General features: G+C 67.1%; 15 protein-coding genes. 13 read left to right on the forward strand and 2 right to left on the reverse strand.

The genetic code is table 11. The features are described 5' to 3' along the window. Nucleotides 1-58 precede the first annotated feature (58 nt). The gene (meaB, locus tag AC1DIN_RS05575) at nt 59-1045 is read left to right on the forward strand and encodes a methylmalonyl Co-A mutase-associated GTPase MeaB (protein ID WP_476809378.1); all 987 of its coding nucleotides are present in this window, start codon (nt 59-61) and stop codon (nt 1043-1045) included. A gap of 104 nt (nt 1046-1149) precedes the next feature. Next, entirely contained in the window at nt 1150-2520 is a 1371-nt protein-coding gene (locus AC1DIN_RS05580) for a TIGR03808 family TAT-translocated repetitive protein (RefSeq protein ID WP_476808990.1), read from the forward strand. A gap of 6 nt (nt 2521-2526) precedes the next feature. On the opposite strand, the gene AC1DIN_RS05585 is transcribed toward AC1DIN_RS05580, so the two are convergent. Next, nucleotides 2527-3525 (reverse strand): asparaginase, encoded by a 999-nt coding sequence (locus AC1DIN_RS05585; protein WP_476808991.1) that lies wholly within the window; start codon nt 3523-3525, stop codon nt 2527-2529. Between the two features lie 136 nt (nt 3526-3661). Between AC1DIN_RS05585 and AC1DIN_RS05590 the strand changes: the two genes are divergently transcribed. From AC1DIN_RS05590 to AC1DIN_RS05610, 5 genes are all read left to right on the forward strand, one after another. After that, entirely contained in the window at nt 3662-4486 is an 825-nt protein-coding gene (locus AC1DIN_RS05590) for an alpha/beta hydrolase (protein ID WP_476808992.1), read from the forward strand. A 112-nt stretch (nt 4487-4598) separates the two neighbouring features. Beyond that, a complete protein-coding gene (locus AC1DIN_RS05595; protein WP_066610093.1) occupies nt 4599-4835 on the forward strand; it encodes an Lrp/AsnC ligand binding domain-containing protein in 237 nt (78 codons plus the stop codon). A 245-nt stretch (nt 4836-5080) separates the two neighbouring features. Beyond that, nucleotides 5081-7381 carry an NADP-dependent malic enzyme gene (locus tag AC1DIN_RS05600; protein ID WP_441468647.1) on the forward strand — a complete coding sequence of 767 codons (2301 nt, stop codon included), beginning with the start codon at nt 5081-5083 and terminating at the stop codon, nt 7379-7381. A gap of 208 nt (nt 7382-7589) precedes the next feature. Beyond that, nucleotides 7590-9191, forward strand: a complete 1602-nt coding sequence (locus AC1DIN_RS05605) for a peptide ABC transporter substrate-binding protein (RefSeq protein WP_476808993.1) — start codon at nt 7590-7592, stop codon at nt 9189-9191. Between the two features lie 187 nt (nt 9192-9378). After that, nucleotides 9379-10236, forward strand: coding sequence for a D-amino-acid transaminase (locus AC1DIN_RS05610; protein WP_441468649.1), 858 nt, complete (start codon nt 9379-9381; stop codon nt 10234-10236). A gap of 121 nt (nt 10237-10357) precedes the next feature. On the opposite strand, the gene guaD is transcribed toward AC1DIN_RS05610, so the two are convergent. Further along, complete coding sequence (gene guaD, locus AC1DIN_RS05615) at nt 10358-11677, reverse strand: guanine deaminase (protein ID WP_476808994.1); 1320 nt, start codon at nt 11675-11677, stop codon at nt 10358-10360. 117 nt (nt 11678-11794) lie between these two features. On the opposite strand from guaD, the gene AC1DIN_RS05620 reads away from it, so the two are divergent. The 6 genes from AC1DIN_RS05620 to AC1DIN_RS05645 are packed head-to-tail and all read left to right on the forward strand — an operon-like array spanning nt 11795 to nt 20051. Further along, complete coding sequence (locus AC1DIN_RS05620; RefSeq protein ID WP_476808995.1) at nt 11795-13369, forward strand: xanthine dehydrogenase small subunit; 1575 nt, start codon at nt 11795-11797, stop codon at nt 13367-13369. Continuing rightward, entirely contained in the window at nt 13362-15704 is a 2343-nt protein-coding gene (gene xdhB, locus AC1DIN_RS05625; protein ID WP_476808996.1) for a xanthine dehydrogenase molybdopterin binding subunit, read from the forward strand. The genes AC1DIN_RS05620 and xdhB overlap by 8 nt, the downstream gene beginning before the upstream one ends. Further along, nucleotides 15701-16543 (forward strand): xanthine dehydrogenase accessory protein XdhC, encoded by an 843-nt coding sequence (xdhC, locus tag AC1DIN_RS05630; protein ID WP_476808997.1) that lies wholly within the window; start codon nt 15701-15703, stop codon nt 16541-16543. Before xdhB ends, xdhC begins: the two co-directional genes overlap by 4 nt. Then, complete coding sequence (locus tag AC1DIN_RS05635) at nt 16527-18074, forward strand: ABC transporter ATP-binding protein (RefSeq protein ID WP_476808998.1); 1548 nt, start codon at nt 16527-16529, stop codon at nt 18072-18074. The genes xdhC and AC1DIN_RS05635 overlap by 17 nt, the downstream gene beginning before the upstream one ends. Next, nucleotides 18067-19131 carry an ABC transporter permease gene (locus tag AC1DIN_RS05640; RefSeq protein ID WP_476808999.1) on the forward strand — a complete coding sequence of 355 codons (1065 nt, stop codon included), beginning with the start codon at nt 18067-18069 and terminating at the stop codon, nt 19129-19131. Before AC1DIN_RS05635 ends, AC1DIN_RS05640 begins: the two co-directional genes overlap by 8 nt. Next, entirely contained in the window at nt 19128-20051 is a 924-nt protein-coding gene (locus AC1DIN_RS05645; protein WP_441468656.1) for an ABC transporter permease, read from the forward strand. The genes AC1DIN_RS05640 and AC1DIN_RS05645 overlap by 4 nt, the downstream gene beginning before the upstream one ends. Nucleotides 20052-20071 lie beyond the last annotated feature (20 nt).

Here is a 20071-nt window from a genome sequence, read left to right on the forward strand (position 1 = left end):
GCAGATACGACGCAGGCGATGCCTTGTCGCCTTCGGCAGCGGCTTGCTAACTGGCGGCATGGCCGACCGCATCTCTCCTGCCGACTCGCTCGGCGACGCGCTCCTCGCCGGCGAACGCGCCGCGCTGGCCCGTGCGATCACGCTGGCGGAATCGCGCCGCGCGGACCATCGCGAGCAGGCGCAGGCATTGATCCAGCGGCTGCTGCCCCACACCGGCCGCGCCATCCGTGTCGGCATCACCGGAGTTCCGGGCGTCGGCAAATCGACGACGATCGACGCGCTCGGCAGCTACCTTACGGCCAAGGGCCACAAGGTGGCGGTGCTCGCGGTCGACCCCTCCTCGACCCGCACCGGCGGCTCGATCCTCGGCGACAAGACCCGGATGGCGCGCCTCTCCGTCGATCCCGACGCCTATATCCGGCCCTCCCCCTCCTCCGGCACGCTCGGCGGCGTCGCGGCCAAAACGCGCGAGACGATGCTGCTCTGCGAGGCCGCCGGCTTCGACGTCATCCTGGTCGAAACGGTCGGCGTCGGGCAGTCGGAAACGGCAGTCGCCGATCTTACCGACTTCTTCCTCGTGCTGATGCTGCCCAATGCCGGCGACGAGTTGCAGGGCATCAAGAAGGGCATCATCGAGCTCGCCGACATGATCGCGGTCAACAAGGCCGACGGCGCTGGTGCGACCGCAGCCCGCGCGGCCGCAGCGCAATACAAGGCCGCGCTCCACATCCTTGCGCCCACCTCGACGCTGTGGAGCACGCCGGTGGTGACGATCTCCGGCCTGACCGGAGAAGGGCTCGACGCGCTCTGGGCCAAGATCAGGGATCACCGCGCCCGCTTCGAGGCCAAGGGCCTGATCGCTGAGAAACGCCGGCGCCAGGACGTCAAATGGATGTGGGCGATGGTGCAGGATCGGTTGCAGGCCAAGCTCAGGCATGACCCGGCCCTGAAGGCGCGCACGCCGGAGCTCGAGGCCGCGGTCTCCTCCGGCCAGCTCGCCCCGACGCTTGCCGCCGAGGAGATCGCCCGGGCGCTCGGGCTCTAGCCGACGCCCGCCGCATCTTGCGTGTTCTTCGCGGCGGCGATTCCAAATCGGGACAGCAAGGCTGGCGCGCCGCTTGATCGTGGCGGAGCCGAAGGGGAGGTTCCATGGTGCTTTCGCGGCGCGGTTTCCTGGCTGCCGGCCTGGTCGGCCCGGCTGTGTTCCACCTGCCGGCCCGTGTGCAATCGGCTTCGCCGCCCCGCGGCCCACTCGGCCATCTCGGTCTGGACGCCAGCCAGTTCGGGCTGCGGCCGGGCGCATCGGAGGATCAGTCAGGGCGGTTCCAGGCGGCGGTAAACGAAGCGGCGAAGCGCAATGCGCCGCTCATGGTGCCGCCCGGGCGTTATCGTCTCGGCTCAGTCCAGCTGCCGGAAGGCGCGAGCATCGTCGGCTTGCCGGGGGAGACCCGCCTAGTGACCGCAAACGGCAGCCCGCTGCTTGTCGCCAACAATATCGCGCGCGCAAACCTGACCGGTCTTGCCTTCGACGGGCTCGACATCCCCTCGCCACAACGCGGAGGACTCGTCACCGGCAACAACATCGGCGCGCTCACCGTCTCGGATTGCGACTTCGCCAAGGCCGGCTCGGTCGGCCTGACCCTGCACCGCTGCGGCGGGCGCATCACGACCAGCCGCTTCCACGCCATGCGCGATTCCGCCCTGTTCTCGCTCGATTCGCTGGGCCTCGTTATCGAACAGAACGATGTCGAGGACTGCGGCAACAATGGCATCCAGATCTGGCGGAGCCAGCCCGGCGACGACCGCTCGATCCTGCGCAGCAATCGCGTCAGCCGTATTCGCGCCGATGCCGGCGGCGACGGGCCGAACGGCAACGGCATCAGTCTCTACCGGGCCGGCGGCGTCATCGTCGAGGGCAACCAGCTGCGCGACTGCGCCATGACCTTCATCCGCAACAATTCCGGCTCCGGCGTGCAGATCCTCGGCAATCAGGGCCGCCGCTGCGGCGAAGTGGCGCTCTACGCCGAATTCGCCTTCGAGGGTGCGATCATGGCCAACAATCTGATCGAGGACTGCGCGCAGGGCGCCAACATCACCAATCTCGACCATGGCGGGCGAATGGCGGTTTTCGCCAACAACATCATCCGCAATGCCCGGCGCGCCATCGCGCCGAACGGCAGGGAGCCGATCGGCGGCATCGGCGTCCATGTCGAGGCCGAAGCGGCCGTGACCGGCAACGTCATCGAGAATGCGAGCGAGATCGGCATCTCGCTCGGATGGTCCTGGGGGATGCGCAATCTCGTCGCGACCGGCAATGTCGTGCGCAAGGCCGGCATCGGCATCGCGGTGTCGCTGGTGCCGAAGGAGCGCAACGCCCTGATCGCCAACAACCTCATCGACGAGGCGCGCGACGGCGCCATCGTCGGCACGGAATACGGCAAGCCTGTCACCGGCGATCTCGCCAAGGCGCCCGACGCAAAAGCGGCGGGCATCAGGATCGAGAACAACGCCGCGCGTTGAGATATCCTAGGCCGCCGGGGCGCGGATGCGCCCCACCTCGATGCCGTTCCAGTTCTTCAGGACGGCCTCGCGCAGCGGCGCAAAGGCGGTCTGCGTCGCCTCGTCCATCGGCAGGAAGCGGGCGATCAGCGCGCCGAGCGCGACTTCTGCGGCACGGCCAGCGCCGTCATCGCATTTCAGCGCTATGCCATAGCCGAGCTCCGGCAGCGCGGCGCAGTAGACGCCCTCGGCCCCGGTCTTGGTAAAGGCGCGGGCGCCCAGCAGGCCCATCAGCCGCGTGTCGTAACGCCCAGTGCCCGCGACCATGAAGGGATGCCCGGCCGCAGCAGCGCGGATGCGCGCGGCGGCCTTGGCCCGCTCGGGACCGAAGCCGCGACCGGTGCCAAAGCGCGCAAAGCCGAGCGCCAGCGCCTTGAGCGGCACGGCGTAGGAGGGAATCGAGCACCCGTCGATGCCCATGCGCTCGCTGGAATGCTCGGCGCCGGTCACCTCTTCAAGGGCGCCGCGCACCGCCCGCTGGACGGCATGACCCTGCTTCACATAGCCGGCCGGATCCTCGTCCAGGCTGCAGGAGAGGCAGACGAAGCCGGCGTGCTTGCCGGAGCAGTTGTTGTTGAGGGCGCTCGGCTCGGCGCCCGACTTCGCCAGCGCCCGCGCCACGGCCTCGTTCATGGGCCAATGCGCGCCGCATTCCAGGCAGCCGGCGTCGCGGCCGGCCTTCTTCAGCATCGCGAGCGAGGTCTCGGCATGCAGCGGCTCGCCGGAATGCGAGGAGACGGCGAGCGCGATCTCCGCCTCTGTCAGGCCGTAACGGTCGGCAGCACCACTTTCCAGCAGAGGCAGGGCCTGGATCGCCTTCACCGCCGAGCGCGGGAAGACCGGCCGCTCGATGTCGCCGGCTGCGAAGACGACGCCGCCATCGGCATCGATGACAATCGCAGACCCCCGATGACGCGATTCGACGACATTGCCGCGCGTGACTTCGGCGAGGACGGGGTTTTCCATGGCGACCTCCAGATTCCGCTTGCTGCGGATTGCCGCTTTTGGCGCCGGGCGCGCCACCTGTCAAAAGCGCTGGCGGAAACCGCCAACGGCTGCCACCGTAGGCCCGTCAGCCGTGCCCTTCCCGAGCAGGATACCAATGTCGCCGGACTATGAGACCGAGTACAACAACCGCGCCCGCGTGCCGGAGCATCCCGGCATCATTGCCGGCTGGCAGACGGACGCCGCGGCGTACCGCGCCGCGGCGCTGTGCGAGCTCGGCGTCTCCTATGGCGAGGGCGAACGGCAGCTCTACGACGTATTCAAGCCGGAAACGATCCGCGGCAATGCGCTCGTCATGTTCATCCATGGCGGCTACTGGCAGGCGCTCGACCGGAGCTTCTTCTCGCATATGGCGCGCGGGCTGAACCAGCTCGGCCTGCCCGTCGCGGTCGTCGGCTACGATCTCTGCCCGCAGGTCAAGCTCGGCCATATCGTCTGGGAGTTGCAGCAGGCCACGGCAGCGCTCTGGCGGCGCTTCGGCCTGCCGGTGGTCGCGACCGGCCATTCCGCCGGCGGCCACCTCAGCGCCTGCATGCTCGCCACCGGCTGGAAGAATGTCGGTGCCGACCTGCCGGAGCATCTGGTGCCGGCGGCCTATGGCATCTCCGGCCTCTACAACCTCAAACCCCTGACCGAGACGAGCATCAACACGGCGCTCGGCCTCGACATGCAAGCGGCCGAGCTCGAAAGCCCCCTGTTCTGGTCGGCGCCGTCGCGGCTGACGATGGATGCCGTAGTCGGGGGCGAGGAGAGCGCCGAGTACCACAAGCAGAGCCGCCGGCTCGTCGATGTCTGGGGGCTGGAAGGCGTGACGACGCGCTATGAGGAAATCCCCGGCGCCAACCATTTCACCGTCATCGCCGGGCTGACGGACCCAAACGATGCGATGACGCGGCGCATTGCGGCGCTCGCGGGCGCTTGATCGCACCACTCTGAGGATCGCCTTTGTTTCGGCATCGGCCTTGTCCGAAAACCGCATTCCACTTTTCGGGCCGATGCCTTATCCAGACCGCATCAGAGTTTCGGAGCGAGCGATGCAAACCTTCTTCGTCGAGATCAAATGCAAGCTCGGCAAGACCTACGAGGTCGCCAGCGAACTGGCCGATCGCGAGATCGCTTCCGAGATCTACTCGACCGCCGGCAACTACGACATCCTCGCCAAGTTCCATGTCGGCGCGGATGTCGATATCGGCCATTTCGTCGCGCAGAAGGTGCAGTCGATCCCCGAGATCGCCGACACGCACACGATCATCACCTTCAAGGCGTTCTGAGCCGCGCCCGCGGCCGAGCTTTTGATTCACCCGGCCCATCCTCTGGTTCAAGGCCGCGATTCCTGAGTCGCGCCAACAGGTTGTCATCGCCGGCTCACAAGGCGATTCACCTCGTTCACACATTGATTCAATCGGCCGCAGCCCGATCTTCGCGCGCGCTGCGGCCGCCGAGGCATCCTGACCGCTTGACGCCGCATGGCCTTTCGCGCGACCAGCATCCTTCGGACCGCAGGGACCATCGCGCCATGAAAAGCACGCTCTCCACCGATCTGCGCTCGGGCGCGCTCGTCTATCACCGCCAGCCCCGGCCCGGTAAGCTGGAGATCCAGGCGACCAAGCCGCTCGGCAACCAGCGCGACCTGGCGCTGGCCTATTCGCCCGGCGTCGCGGCTGCCTGCGAGGCGATCGTCGACGACCCGTCCGAAGCCGCCGAGCTCACCTCGCGCCAGAATCTCGTCGCCGTCATCACCAATGGCACGGCTGTGCTCGGCCTCGGCGATATCGGCCCGCTGGCCTCCAAGCCCGTGATGGAAGGCAAGGCCGTCCTCTTCAAGAAATTCGCCGGCATCGACTGCTTCGACATCGAGGTCGAGCAGAAGAACGTCGAGAAGTTCGTCGAGGTCGTCGCAGCGCTGGAGCCGACCTTCGGCGGCATCAACCTCGAGGACATCAAGGGGCCGGAGTGCTTCGAGATCGAGGAGCAGCTGAAGGCCCGGATGAAGATCCCGGTCTTCCACGACGACCAGCACGGCACGGCGATCATCGTCGGCGCAGCGGTGCTGAACGGCCTCGACCTCGCCGCCAAGAAGATCGCCGACGTCAAGATCGTCGTCTCCGGCGCCGGCGCAGCCGCCCTGGCCTGCACCAACCTGCTCGTCGAGCTCGGCGCGCAGCGCAAGAACATCTGGGTCACCGATCTCGAAGGCGTGGTCTACAAGGGCCGCAACACGCTGATGGACCGCTGGAAGGAGGTCTATGCGCAGGAGACCGACGCCCGCACGCTCAGCGACGTCATCGGTGATGCCGACATCTTCCTCGGCCTTTCCGCCGCCGGGGTGCTGAAGCCGGAGATGGCCAAGCGCATGGCGGCGAAGCCGCTGATCCTGGCGCTCGCCAACCCAAATCCCGAGATCACGCCGGAGGACGCGCTCGCCGTGCGACCGGACGCAATGATCTGCACCGGCCGCTCGGATTATCCCAACCAGGTCAACAACGTCCTCTGCTTCCCTTACATCTTCCGCGGCGCGCTCGACGTGCAGGCGACGACGATCAACGAGGCGATGAAGCTCGCCGCGGTGCGCGCCATCGCCGCGCTCGCCCGCGAGGCGAGCTCCGACATCGCGGCCCGCGCCTATGGTGGCGAGACCTCGACCTTCGGCGCGACCTCGCTGATCCCGAATCCCTTCGACCCGCGCCTGATCATGCGCATCGCGCCGGCCGTGGCGGAGGCTGCGATGGCCACCGGCGTCGCGCGCAAGCCGCTGGTCGATGTCGAGGCCTATCGCGACCAGCTCTCGCGCTTCGTCTTCCGCTCCGGCTTCCTGATGAAGCCGCTGTTCCAGCAGGCCAAGGCCGATCCCAAGCGCGTGATCTACGCCGAGGGCGAGGACGAGCGCGTGCTGCGCGCTGCCCAGGTTGCGCTCGAGGAAGGGCTTGCCGTGCCGATCCTGATCGGCCGCCCGAGCGTGATCGAGACCCGTATCCAGCGCTTCGGCCTGTCGCTGAAGCCCGGCGTCGATTTCCAGGTCGTCAATCCCGAGGACGACCCGCGCTATCGCGACTATGTCCAGACCTATCTCGACATCGCCGGCCGGCGCGGCATCACGCCGGAAGCGGCGCGCGCGCTTGTCCGCACCAACAACACGGTGATCGCGGCGCTTGCCGTGGCGCGCGGCGACGCGGACGCAATGATCTCCGGTCTCGAAGGCCGGTTCATGTCGCGCCTGCGGCACATCAAGGACATCATCGGCCTGGCGCCCGGCGTCTGCGACATCGCGGCGATGACGCTGATCATCACCAACAAGGGCGCTTTCTTCCTCTCCGACACGCATGTGAAGCACGATCCGAGCGCCGAGGAGATCGCGGACATGACGGTGCTTGCCGCGAGCCATGTCCAGCGCTTCGGCCTCGAGCCCAAGATCGCTCTGCTCTCGCATTCGGATTTCGGGGCGGCCGATACGCCCTCCTCGCTCAAGATGCGCAAGGCGTTGAAGCTGATCCGCGAGCGCGCGCCGCAGCTGGAATGCGACGGCGAGATGGAGGCCGATACCGCGCTGGTGCCGCTGATCCGCGAGCGCGTCCTGCCCTCCTCGACACTGAAGGACATGGCGAACATCCTGATCTTCCCTAATCTCGACGCCGCCAACATCTCCTACCAGTTCGCGAAGGTGATGGCGGATGCGCTGCCGGTCGGGCCGATCCTGATCGGCACCGCCAAGCCCGCGCATATCCTCACTGGTTCGGTCACGGCCCGCGGCGTGGTCAACATGACCGCCGTGGCGGTGGTCGAGGCGCAGGAGAGCGCCGCGAAGGCGGCCAACCGCTGAGCCTGTAGCCAGCTGCTGACAAACCCAAGCAGGCCTGCCTTGGCGAGCCTGCTTGGGTCTCCGAAGCCGCTGGCCCATTTTGCAGACCCTTCACGGCGGCGAAAACCGCGGCCGCGCCGCCGTTTCCCGCTTGGCAGACTCACTCAGGCAGGTTCTACTTCCTTTGTCGGGCATCGCTCGCAACGACGCCCGGTCGAGGGAGGTTGCCATGCTCGACGTCACGCGCCGCACCGCACCTCTGGCGTTCGCCGCCATCCTGGCCGCGACCCGCGCTGATGCGGTCCAGGGCCGGATCGTCTTCCACCGGGGCAATGACGGCGACCCGGAAACACTCGATCCCCACAGAACCTCGACGGTCGCCGAAGCCCATCTGCTGCGCGACCTGCGCGAAGGCCTCGTCATCCACAACATGAAGGGAGAGGTCGTCCCCGGCGTCGCCGAAAGCTGGACGATGAGCCCGGACGGAAAGCTCTGGCGCTTCAACCTGCGCGCCAATGCGAAATGGTCCAATGGCGACCCGGTCCGGGCCGCCGACTTCGTCTATTCCTTCCGGCGCATCCTCAACCCGGAAACCGGCGCCCGATACGCCAACCTGCTCTATCCGATTGGGAATGCCGAGCCGATCCACAAGGCGACGGCAGGCTCATCGCTCGACAGTCTCGGCGTTTCGGCCGTCGACGAGCGGACGCTTGAGATCAAGCTCGAACGGCCGACGCCCTATCTGCTCGAATTGCTGACCCATCAGAGCGCCCTGCCCGTCCACCCCGCCAGTACGGCCCGGGCGACGCAGGAGCCGGGACGACCCGAGAACCTGATCACCAATGGCGCCTATATGCTGAAGGAGTTCGCGCCGAATTCGCATATCCGGCTCGAACGAAACCCGCATTTCCACGACGCGGCAAATGTGAAGATCGACACGGTGATCTTCTATCCGGCCTCCGATCTGGTGGCAGCAGCCCGGCGCTTCCAGGCCGGCGAGTTGCACCTGACGACCGACATTCCGGCCGACCAGTTCAAGCAATTGCGCCAGAGACTTGGCGATCAGGTCCGGATCGGCCCCTATCTCGCGACGTATTTCCTGATCCTCAACAGCGCCAAGCCGCCCTTCGACGATGCCCGCGTGCGCCGGGCACTGTCGCTCCAGATCGACCGCGAATTCATCGCCGACCGGGTCTGGGGCGGGACGATGCTGCCGGCCTACGGCGTGGTACCGCCCCATATCGGCAATTATGGTGAGCGGGCCGAGCTCGATTTCCGCTACGCCTCGGTGCTGGAGCGCGAGGAGGAGGCCAGGCGCCTCCTGGCCTCGGCCGGCTTCGGCAGCGGCATCCCGCTTCAGGTCGAGTTCCGCTTCAACACGACCGACAACAATCGGCACACGGCCGAGGCGATCGCCGGGCAATGGCGCGCGATCGGCGTCGAGACCCGCTTCGTCGAGACCGACTACCGGACGCATTTCGCCTATCTGCGCGAGGGCGGAGATTTCGACGTGGCGCGCTATGGCTGGATCGGCGACTACTCCGATCCGCAGAACTTCCTGTTCCTGTTCCAGAGCGACAATGCCGGCTTCAACATCGGCAAGTACAGCAACCCGCAATTCGACGCGCTGATGAAGCTCGCCGCCGACGAGCTCGACATCGCCAGACGCGCCGTCATTCTGCGCGAGGCCGACAGCATCGTCATCGCCGAGGAACCCTGGATCCCGGTGCTGCACTATTCGACGAAGAATCTCGTCTCGCCGAAGCTCATCGGCTTCGAGCAGAACCTGCGCGGCGCGATCCCGACGCGGTTCCTGAGCCTGAAGCCCTGAAACTCGTTTGGTTAGGAAGCCCTCATCCTGAGGAGCGGACGCAAGTCCGCGTCTCGAAGGATGGGTTGTGAAAATCTGCCGATGCCCTGCGCCAGACGCCGGGCCGTTTCCCCGCCTTGAGGCTCGCAACCGGCGCAAAGCTTCGCTAGGAAGGGCGCGTTCCTCTCCATCCAGCAGGTCCGCAGCGATGAGCCGTATCGTCTATGTCAATGGCGCCTACCTCCCAGAGGAGGATGCCAAGATCTCCGTATTCGATCGCGGCTTCATCTTCGGCGACGGCATCTACGAGGTTTCGGCCGTGATCGGCGGCAAGCTCGTCGATTGCGAGGCGCATCTGGCCCGCCTCGAACGCTCCTGCGGCGAAATCCGGCTCGACCTGCCCTGGTCGAAGGCCGAGCTGGTTGCGATCCACGAGGAACTGATCAAGCGCAACAATCTCGACGAGGGCGGCATCTACCTGCAGGTCTCGCGCGGCGCAGCCGATCGCGACTTCCCCTTCCCGAAGGATGTCCAGCCGACGCTGGTGATGTTCACCCAGGCCCGCAACTTCGTGAACGCGCCGACTGCGAAGACGGGCATCAAGGTCGTTTCGACGCCGGACCTGCGCTGGGCCCGCCGCGACATCAAGAGCGTCAACCTGCTCGCGCCCGTGCTCGCCAAGCAGTTCGCGCTGGAGAGCGGCGCGCAGGAGGCCTGGCTGGTCGAGGACGGCGTGGTGACGGAGGGCGCCTCCTCCACAGCCTGGATCGTCAAGGGCAAGACGCTGATCTCGCGCCCGCTTTCGAACAAGGTGCTGCCGGGCATCACCCGCAAGGCGGTGCTCGCCTATCTGGCGGAATCGGGCTTCTCCTTCGAGGAGCGCGAATTCACGCTGGAGGAGGCACTCGACGCCGAGGAGGCCTTCATCACCTCCGCGACCAGCCTGGTGATGCCGGTGACCTCGATCGACGGCCACACGATCCACAACGGCGCGCCCGGCCCGACCGCGCAGCGCCTGCGCGAGATCTATATCGACTACGCCCGCAAGGGCGGCGTTCTGGGCTGAGATAGAGCTCTCGCGACCTTGGCGTCCTGCTCGCCCTTGTGGCGAGCATCCACGTCTTGAACACTGCCTCGGTCAGGGAAGACGTGGATGGTCGGGACAAGCCCGACCATGACGGCTGGCGTCAGGGAGCGCCTTCCACGCGCCCCACCCTCTCCCCCATCACATAGGTCGCAGCGACATTGCGCTCGTCGCCGAGCGTGACGAGCACGAAAAGCTCCTCCGCCAGATCGCGCACCGTCTCCATGCGATGCGCCATAGCCCGCGTCGCAGCCGTATCGATCACCACCGCATCCGCCTCACGGCCGGTTTCGAAGCTCCCGATCAGATGATCGAGGCCGAGCGCGACGGCATTGCCGCGCGTGATCGCATGCAGCGCCGCGAAGGCCGAAAGCGACTGGCCCTGCAGCTGCAGCACCTTGTAGGCCTCAGCCATGGTCCGCAGCATCGAATAGGAGGTGCCGCCGCCGATATCGGTCGCGACGGCAACCTTCACCCCACGCTGCCGGGCATGGACCCAGTCGAACAGGCCTGAGCCGAGGAACAGGTTCGAGGTCGGGCAGAACACCGCGACCGCACTCGTCTCGGCGAAGGCCTTCCATTCATTGTGGGTCATGTGGATGCAGTGGCCCATCAGACTTCCGGGGCCGAGCAGGCCATAGCCCCGATAGATGTCGGCATAGTCAGCCGCCTGCGGAAAGAGCTCACGGGCCAAGGCGATCTCGGCCCGGTTCTCGTTGATATGGGTCTGGACGTGGCAGTCGGGATGCTCGGCCGCCAGCCTCCCGGCCGCCGCCATCTGCTCGGGCGTCGAGGTGATCGCGAAGCGCGGGGTGATGGCGTAGAGTTGCCGGCCATTGCCGTGCCAGCGCGCGATCAGCGCCTTCGAATCGCGATAGCCGCTCTCGGCCGTATCGGTCAGCGCTTCCGGGGCATTCCGGTCCATCATCACCTTGCCGGCGATCATGCGGGTGTTGCGGCGCTCCGATTCGGCGAAGAAGGCCTCCGCCGATTGCGGATGGACCGAGCAATAGACCGCCGCCGTGGTGGTGCCGTTGGCCAGAAGCTCGTCGAGGAAGAAGCGCGAGAGCTTTTCGGCATGCCCCTGCTGGGCGAGCTTCTGCTCCTCGACGAAGGTGTATTTGTTCAGCCACTCCATCAGCTGCGCACCATAGGAGGCGATGACCTGAGTCTGCGGCATGTGGATGTGAGCGTCGATGAAGCCCGGCATGATCAGATGCGGACGGTGATCGACGACCTCGGCATCGGCCGGCAGCGTCCGCAGCAGTTCCCGCGCCTCGCCTGCCGCCTTGACCAGCCCGTTCTCGACGACCAGCAGCCCGTCCTCGACATAGCGATGCGCGCCCTCGCCTGCGATCTCAGGGTCGTCGACGAACCAGAAGAGGCGGCCGCGCAGGGCGCGGAGGGAGGTGGAGGCGGTCACGTCGGGCAGCTCCGGCACAATTCCACATCACATCTGCACCAAATCGAAGCTTCCGGCCAAGGCCGGATCATGCCTAATCTGCAGGCATGAAATGGCTATGCGAGCGGAGCGGGCGGAATGCGTGAGACCTTGCGCTTTCTGCTCGGCGACAGGCTGGTCGAACTCGACCGCTGCGACCCGACCTTGACGGTGCTCGACTGGCTGCGCCTGGACCAGCGCATGACCGGCACGAAGGAAGGCTGCGCCGAGGGCGACTGCGGCGCCTGCACCGTCGTGGTCGGCCGGCTCGACAAACGGCGGCTGCGCTATGAGGCGATCAATGCCTGCATCCGTTTCCTGCCGACGCTGGATGGCTGCCAACTCCTCACCGTGGAGCATCTGAAGGGGGCGGACGGCAGCCTCCATCCGGTCCAGCAGGCGATGGTGGAGTGTCACGGCTCGCAATGCGGCTTCTGCACGCCGGGCTTCGTGATGTCGCTGCTGGCGCTCAGGCTTAACGAAGCAGAGCCGAGTGTCGGGCGCATCGAGGATGCGCTCGCCGGCAATCTCTGCCGCTGCACCGGCTATGAGCCGATCATCGCCGCAGGCCGCCGCATGGACGAGATCGCCCCGCGCGAAACGGATCGTTTCCATCAGGAGCGCGAGGCCATTGCGGGCCGCCTCATCGCCCTGAACGATGACGAGACGCTGTCCCTGCAAGGCGAAGGCGGGCGCTTCTACGCCCCCGTGACGGTCGATGCGCTGGCCGAACTCGTCGCCGCGCATCCTCAGGCGACGCTGGTGGCGGGCGCGACTGATGTCGGACTCTGGGTCACCAAGGCGATGAAGTGCCTCGATCCGGTGATCTATCTCGGACGGATCGAGCCGCTGCGCGCCATCACCGACGAGGGCGACCATCTGCGCATCGGTGCGATGGCTGGTCATATCGATGTGCGCGAAGCGCTCGCGGCCCTGTCGCCGCAGCTCGATGAATTGATGCGGCGCTTCGGCGGCGAGCAGGTGCGCAATGCCGGCACGATCGGCGGCAACGTCGCCAACGGTTCGCCGATCGGAGACCTGCCGCCGGCGCTGATCGCGCTGGGCGCGACGCTGGTGTTGACCTCTCGTCATTCCGAGGAGCGCAGCGACGAAGCAATCCAGGGGGTCGTAGAGCGCGCGCGCCTGGATCGCTTCGCTGCGCTCGCGATGACGGGTGAGGATGAACTGACTCGCCGCGCCATCCCGCTCGAAAGCTTCTTCCTCGACTACCGCAAGCAGGACCGGCGCCCGGGCGAGTTTGTCGAAGCCGTGCTGGTCCCCAAGCTCGCAGACGGCATGCTGTTCCACACCTCGAAGGTCTCGAAACGCTTCGACGAGGACATCTCCGCCGTCTGTGGCGCCTTCCGGCTGACGTTCGGGAACGACAGGCGGATCAGCGAGGCCCGCCTCGCCTATGGCGGCATGGCCGGCATTCCGAAGCGCGCGGCTGCGGCCGAGGCTGCCTTGGTCGGCCGAGCCTGGGACGAAAAGGCCGTCAGCGCCGCCATCGCCGCCCTGCCTCAGGATTTCTCGCCGCTCGACGATATGCGCGCCTCGGCGCATTATCGACTGGTGATCGCCGGCAACCTGCTGCGTCGCTTCCTGATCGAGACGACACAGCCCGAGACGGAAACGCGGGTCGCCGGCCTGCTGGCGGAGGCCGCCCATGGCTGACGCACGCCGCAAGCTTGATATCGTGGCGGAAACCGGGCCGGTCGGCTCCGCCCAACCGCATGATTCCGCATCCAAGCATGTCGCGGGAGAAGCGCTCTATATCGACGACATCGCCGCGCCCGAAGGGCTGCTGCATGCCTATCTCGGCACGAGCAGCATCGCCCATGGCAAGCTCATATCGCTCGATCTCGAGGCCGTCCGCGCCGCGCCGGGCGTCGTCGCCGTGCTGACGGCGGCCGAGATTCCCGGCGCCAATGACATCTCCTCGACGCATCTGCATGACGAGCCGGTCTTCGCGACCGATTCCATCCTGTTCCACGGCCAACCGCTCTTCGCCGTCGTCGCCGGGACACGCGAGCAGGCGCGCCATGCCGCGACACTGGCGAAAGCGGATTACGCCGAGGAAGCACCGCTGATCGAGATCGCTGCGGCGCGGCGAGCCGGCAGCCAGCTCGTCACCGCGCCCCTCAAGCTCGAACGCGGCGACGTCGCTGCCGCGTTCGCCGAAAGCCCGCGCCGGCTGAAGGGTTCGATGGCGATCGGCGGGCAGGAGCATTTCTACCTCGAAAGCCAGATCGCGCTGGCGATCCCCGGCGAGGATGAGGACATGCACGTCCTTGTCTCGACCCAGCATCCGAGCGAGGTCCAGCACATGGTTTCCGCCGTGCTCGGCACCGGCTCGCATGCGGTGACGGTCGAGGTCCGGCGCATGGGTGGCGGCTTCGGAGGCAAGGAAACGCAGGCCAATCTCTTCGCCTGCGTCGCCGCGCTCTGCGCCCACAAACTGAAGCGCCCAGTCAAGCTCCGGCCCGACCGCGACGACGACATGGCGATCACCGGCAAACGCCACGACTTCGTCTGCGACTACGAGATCGGCTTCGACGATGACGGCCGCATCCATGCGCTCGATGCTGTCTACGCCGCGCGCTGCGGCTGGAACGCCGATCTGTCGGGGCCGGTGACCGACCGCGCGCTGTTCCACATGGACAATTGCTATTTCTACCCGGCGGTGCGCGCCCGCTCCGAGCCACTGTTCACGCATACCTGCTCCAACACCGCCTTCCGTGGCTTCGGCGGGCCGCAGGGCATGGTCGGCGCCGAGCGCTTCATCGAGGAAGTCGCCTACGCCACCGGGCTCGATCCGCTGGAGGTGCGCCGACGCAATCTCTATGGCGGCCCGGGCCGGGACGTCACGCCCTATCACCAGACGGTCGAGGACAATATCGCGGCCGATGTCATCGCCAAGCTGGAGCAGCGCTGCGATTATCAGACGCGCAAGGCCGCGATCCGCGAAGCCAACAAGACGAGCCCGATCGTCAAGCGCGGCATCGCGCTGACGCCGGTGAAATTCGGCATCTCCTTCACCGCGACATGGTTCAACCAGGCCGGGGCGCTGGTGCATGTCTATACGGACGGCACGGTTGCGCTGAACCATGGCGGCACCGAGATGGGGCAAGGGCTCTATATCAAGGTGGCGCAGGTAGTGGCCCATGCCTTCGGCATCGGCCTCGATCAGGTGAAGATCACCGCGACGACGACCGGCAAGGTGCCGAACACCTCGGCCACCGCCGCCTCCTCCGGCTCCGATCTCAACGGCATGGCCGCGCTCGACGCCTGCGAGACGATCAAGCAGCGGCTGACGGCCTTCGCTGCGAGGCACTGGCAGGCTGCGCCGGAGGATATCGCCTTCCTGCAAGGGCGCGTGAAGATCGGCCCCCGCGAGATCGCATTCAAGGAGCTGGTCGCCGCCGCCTACCTGGCCCGCATCCAGCTTTCGGCGACGGGTTTCTACGCGACGCCGAAGATCCATTGGGACCGCAAGGCCGGGCGCGGTCATCCCTTCTACTATTTCGCCTATGGCGCGGCGGCGGCCGAGGTCGCGATCGATACGCTCACCGGCGAGTACAAGTTCGAGCGCGTCGATATTCTCCACGATTGCGGGCAATCGCTGAACCCGGCGATCGACAAGGGGCAGATCGAGGGCGGCTTCGTGCAGGGGATGGGCTGGCTGACCACCGAGGAACTGGTCTGGGACAGGAAGGGCCGGCTCTGGACGCATGCGCCGTCCACTTACAAAATCCCCGTCGCGTCGGATCGGCCTGGCATCTTCAACGTGCATCTGCTGGAGAACGCGCCGAACCGCGAGCCGACGATTCATCGCTCCAAGGCTGTCGGCGAGCCACCATTGATGCTGGCGATCTCGGTGCTGCACGCTCTGTCCGACGCTGTCGCGAGCGTCGGCGATTACCGGATTTGCCCGCGCCTCGATGCGCCCGCGACGCCGGAGCGGGTGCTGGATGCGGTCGAGCGCGTCCGGGCGGAGGCGGAACGATGACCCTCGCCGCCTTCCTCACGGCCCATCAGCGCGACGGCATCGTCCTCGTCAGGATCGAGGCGGCCGAAGGCTCGACGCCCCGCGAGGCTGGGGCCTGCATGGCTGTCACTTCGGTCGCCATCGCTGGAACCATCGGCGGCGGGCAGCTCGAATTCCACTGCATCGATATCGCCCGGCATATGCTGAGCGAGGGCGCCGAGGACCAATTGCTCGACATTCCACTCGGCCCGCAGATGGGGCAGTGCTGTGGTGGGCGGGTGCGTGTCTCCCTGCGCCATGCCGGCGCGGCCGAAATCGCCCTGATCAGCGCCCGCGAGAAGGCGGAGGCGGCGGCGCGGCCCCCTGTCCTGATCTTCGGTGCCGGCCATACCGGCAGGGCCCTGGCCCATGCGCTGGCGCCCCTGCCCTTCTCGATTGCGCTGATCGACGATCGCGACAACGTCATGAGCGGGCTGCCACCGGCCGTCACCTGCATCCGCATGGCCGACCCGGTCGATGCAATCGCAAGCGCGCCGGCGAACGCAGCTTTCGTCGTGCTGTCGCACAGCCACGCGCTGGACTACCGTCTGGCGGAGTCGGCGCTGGCGCGCGGCGACGCCGCCTATGTCGGCATGATCGGCTCGGCCACCAAGCGCGCCCGTTTCGAGGCCAGCTTCCTGCGTGCCGGTGGCCGGCGTGCGACGCTGGCGCACCTGACCTGCCCGATCGGCGGTTCGGATGTGGACGACAAGCGCCCGGAGGTGATCGCGGCCTTGACGGCGGCCGAGCTGGTGCGTTGCTTGCTTGGCCGCCGGGAGCCGGCGAAAGGGAGACGCTCGAAACATGAATCAGCCGCGTGAGCAGGAAGTGCCGCCGCGGCTGGCGCTCGCCCATATCTCCAAAAGCTTCCCGGGCGTCAAAGCCAATGAAGACATCAGCCTGAGCGTCAAACCCGGCGAGATCCACGCCCTGCTCGGCGAGAACGGCGCCGGCAAATCGACGCTGGTCAAGATCATCTACGGCGTGCAGCAGGCCGACGAAGGCACAATCTCCTGGAACGGCACACCCGTCTCGATCCCATCGCCCAAATCCGCGCGCAAGCTCGGCATCGGCATGGTCTTCCAGCATTTCTCGCTGTTCGACGCGATGACGGTGATCGAGAACATCGCGCTCGGGCTCGACGAGGCGGTGGACCGCGAGGAGCTGAAGCGCCGCGTCGCCGCGATCCTGCAATCCTATTCGCTGCCGCTGGATCCGGAGCGGGAGGTGCATACGCTCTCGGTCGGCGAACGCCAGCGCATCGAAATCGTGCGCTGCCTGCTGCAGAAGCCCAAGCTGCTGATCATGGACGAGCCAACCTCGGTGCTGACGCCGCAGGAGGTCGAGCGCCTGTTCGCGACGCTCAGACAGATCGCGGCGGAAGGCTGCTCGATCCTCTACATCTCCCACAAGCTGCATGAGATCAAAGCGCTCTGCGACGGTGCCACCATCCTGCGGGCAGGACGGGTCGTGGCGACCTGCGATCCGAAGGCAGAAACGACCAAGCGCATGGCCGAGCTCATGATCGGCGCGGAGCTCCGCAAGATCGAGCATGGCAAGACGGCCGGCGGCGGTGCTGTCCGGCTGGAGGCCAGGGGGCTTTCGCTGCCAGGCGAGCCGCCCTTCGGCACCGATCTGGAGAACGTCTCGTTTGAGGCGCGCGCCGGCGAGATCCTCGGCATCGCCGGCGTCGCCGGCAACGGGCAAGCGGAGCTGCTGACCGCGCTCTCCGGCGAGCAGCTGGCTGCCAATGCCGAAGCGATCAAACTCGACGGCAAGGCCATCGGACTGGAAGGCGCCGGCGCGCGCCGGGCGCTCGGCCTCGCCTGCGTGCCCGAAGAGCGCAACGGCCACGCCGCCGTGCCGGATTTCTCGCTCGCCGACAACGGTGTCCTGACCGCGCGCCACCGGCTGCCGCTGGCGCCGCATGGCATCATCAGCCGCGGCGCCGTCCAGCGTTTCGCCGACGGCGTCATCAAGCTCTTCGACGTCAGGACCACCGGCAATGCCGCGCTGGCACGCTCGCTTTCTGGCGGCAACCTGCAGAAGTTCATCATGGGCCGCGAGATCGGCCAGCAGCCGGCCGTGCTCGTCGTTTCGCAACCGACCTGGGGCGTCGATGCCGGCGCCGCCGCCGCGATCCGGCAGGAGCTGGTCGACCTCGCCGCCAAGGGCTCGGCCGTGGTGGTGATCTCGCAGGATCTCGACGAGCTGCTCGAGCTCGCCGACCGCCTCTGCGTCATCAACGAAGGCCGCCTCTCGGCCCCGCGCCCGGTCGCGAGCCTGGGCATCGACGAGATCGGCCTGATGATGGGCGGCGTCCACGGCGCGGAGGAAGCCGTTCATGCTTGAATGGCGCCGCCGCCGCGAGCCGAGCACGCTGATGCTGGCTTTGAGCCCGCTGATCGCGATCGCGCTCACCATGCTGCTCGGTATGATCGTCTTCACCGCGATGGGCTATGACGGTTTCCATGCGGTCGGGAGCATCTTCCTGACACCGCTCCTGGAGCCGCAGCGCTGGGCGGATATCGGCGTGAAGGGTGCGCCGCTCATCATGATCGCGCTCGGACTTGCCATCGGCTTCCGGGCCAATGTCTGGAACATCGGCGCCGAGGGCCAGTACATCATGGGCGCCATCGCCGGCACAGGCGTCGCGCTCGCGACCTACGACATGACCGGCTGGTGGATCCTGCCGGCCATGGTGCTGGCCGGCATCCTCGGCGGCATGGCCTGGGCCGCAATCCCCGCCTTCCTGCGCGTCAAGCTGCAGGTCAGCGAGATCCTGACCAGCCTGATGCTGACCTATGTCGCCGTGCAGTTCCTGTATTTCCTCGTACGCGGCCCCTGGAAGGACCCGGACGGCTTCAACTTCCCGCAAACGCGGATGTTCACCGCCGACCAGACGCTGCCGACGGTGCTCGAAGGCTCGCTCGTCCATCTCGGCATCCCGGTCGCGCTCATCCTCGCCATCGTCGCCTGGCTGCTGATGGAGAAGACCACGGCGGGCTACGCGATCAAGGTCGTCGGCCTCGCGCCCGCCGCCGCCCGCCATGGCGGCTTCAGCGCTGCGCGCACGACCTGGGCAACGCTGCTGATCAGCGGCGCGCTCGCCGGCCTTGCCGGGCTGTTCGAAGCGGCCGGGCCGTTCGGGCAACTCACCCCGCAATTCCCGGTCGGCTACGGCTTCACGGCGATCATCGTCGCCTTTCTCGGCCGGCTCAATCCGCTCGGCATCGTCTTCGGCGGCATCGTGCTGGCCGCGACCTATGTCGGCGGCGAGATCGCGCAATCGACGGTGAGACTGCCGCAGGCGGCGACCGGCATGTTCCAGGCGATGCTGCTGTTCATGCTGCTCGCCACCGACGTGCTGGTCCGCTGGCGCATCGTCTGGAAGCGGAGAGCGGCATGACCACGGCCATGCTCGTCTCCATCCTGATGACCCTGATCGCGGCTTCGACGCCGCTGCTGCTCGCGGCGCTGGGCGAGCTCGTCGCCGAGAAGGCCGGCGTACTCAACCTCGGCGTCGAGGGCATGATGCTGTGCGGCGCGGTTGCGGGCTTCGCCGTCGCCTTCTCGACCGGCAGCACAGGCTTCGGTCTCCTCGCCGCAGCATTCGCCGGCGTCGCCGCCGCGATGATCTTCGCCGTGCTCGCCCTCTCGCTGATGGCCAATCAGGTCGCGACCGGCCTCGCGCTGACGATCTTCGGCATCGGCGCCTCCTCCCTGATCGGCGCAGGCTTCGTCGGGCGCACCGTGACGCGCCTGCAGCCGGTGTTCCCGGCGGCACTTTCGGAACACCCGCTGCTGCGGGTGATCTTCGGCCACGACATCCTCGTCTATCTCTCGCTGGCACTCGTGGCAGGCGTCAGCTGGTTCCTGCGCCGCACGCGCGCGGGACTGATCCTGCGCGCTGTCGGCGAGAACGATGCCTCCGCCCATGCCATCGGCTATCCCGTGATCGCGATCCGCTATGCCGCGATCGCCTTCGGCGGGGCGCTGGCCGGACTCGGCGGCGCCTATTTCTCGCTGGCGCTGACCCCGATGTGGGCGGACCGTCTGACGGCCGGACGCGGCTGGATCGCGCTCGCGCTCGTCGTGTTCTCGGCCTGGAAGCCCGGCCGCCTGCTGCTCGGCGCCTATCTCTTCGGCGCTGTGATGACGCTGGAGTTGCAGGCCAAGGCAGCCGGTGTCACCTGGCTCGCGCCGGAGGTGCTGGCGATGGCCCCCTACCTTGCGACCATTGCGGTTCTGACCATGATGTCGCTAGGACGGAAGACCGGCCGGCTCGACGCGCCCGCCTGCCTCGGCAAACCCTTCTCGGCGTCCTGACGCCGCAACCGACAACGAGG

The sequence above is a fragment of the Allobosea sp. 05T438 genome (assembly GCF_056396025.1).

Bases quoted from the DNA above. Each gene is read 5' to 3' on its own strand.
- AC1DIN_RS05600 (WP_441468647.1), top strand. From the start codon at position 5,081: ATGAAAAGCACGCTCTCCACCGATCTGCGCTCGGGCGCGCTCGTCTAT.
- AC1DIN_RS05580 (WP_476808990.1), top strand. From the start codon at position 1,150: ATGGTGCTTTCGCGGCGCGGTTTCCTGGCTGCCGGCCTGGTCGGCCCG.
- meaB (WP_476809378.1), top strand. From the start codon at position 59: ATGGCCGACCGCATCTCTCCTGCCGACTCGCTCGGCGACGCGCTCCTC.
- AC1DIN_RS05620 (WP_476808995.1), top strand. From the start codon at position 11,795: ATGCGTGAGACCTTGCGCTTTCTGCTCGGCGACAGGCTGGTCGAACTC.
- AC1DIN_RS05610 (WP_441468649.1), top strand. From the start codon at position 9,379: ATGAGCCGTATCGTCTATGTCAATGGCGCCTACCTCCCAGAGGAGGAT.
- xdhB (WP_476808996.1), top strand. From the start codon at position 13,362: ATGGCTGACGCACGCCGCAAGCTTGATATCGTGGCGGAAACCGGGCCG.
- AC1DIN_RS05645 (WP_441468656.1), top strand. From the start codon at position 19,128: ATGACCACGGCCATGCTCGTCTCCATCCTGATGACCCTGATCGCGGCT.
- xdhC (WP_476808997.1), top strand. From the start codon at position 15,701: ATGACCCTCGCCGCCTTCCTCACGGCCCATCAGCGCGACGGCATCGTC.
- AC1DIN_RS05640 (WP_476808999.1), top strand. From the start codon at position 18,067: ATGCTTGAATGGCGCCGCCGCCGCGAGCCGAGCACGCTGATGCTGGCT.
- AC1DIN_RS05595 (WP_066610093.1), top strand. From the start codon at position 4,599: ATGCAAACCTTCTTCGTCGAGATCAAATGCAAGCTCGGCAAGACCTAC.
- AC1DIN_RS05585 (WP_476808991.1), bottom strand. From the start codon at position 3,525: ATGGAAAACCCCGTCCTCGCCGAAGTCACGCGCGGCAATGTCGTCGAA.
- AC1DIN_RS05635 (WP_476808998.1), top strand. From the start codon at position 16,527: ATGAATCAGCCGCGTGAGCAGGAAGTGCCGCCGCGGCTGGCGCTCGCC.
- AC1DIN_RS05590 (WP_476808992.1), top strand. From the start codon at position 3,662: ATGTCGCCGGACTATGAGACCGAGTACAACAACCGCGCCCGCGTGCCG.
- AC1DIN_RS05605 (WP_476808993.1), top strand. From the start codon at position 7,590: ATGCTCGACGTCACGCGCCGCACCGCACCTCTGGCGTTCGCCGCCATC.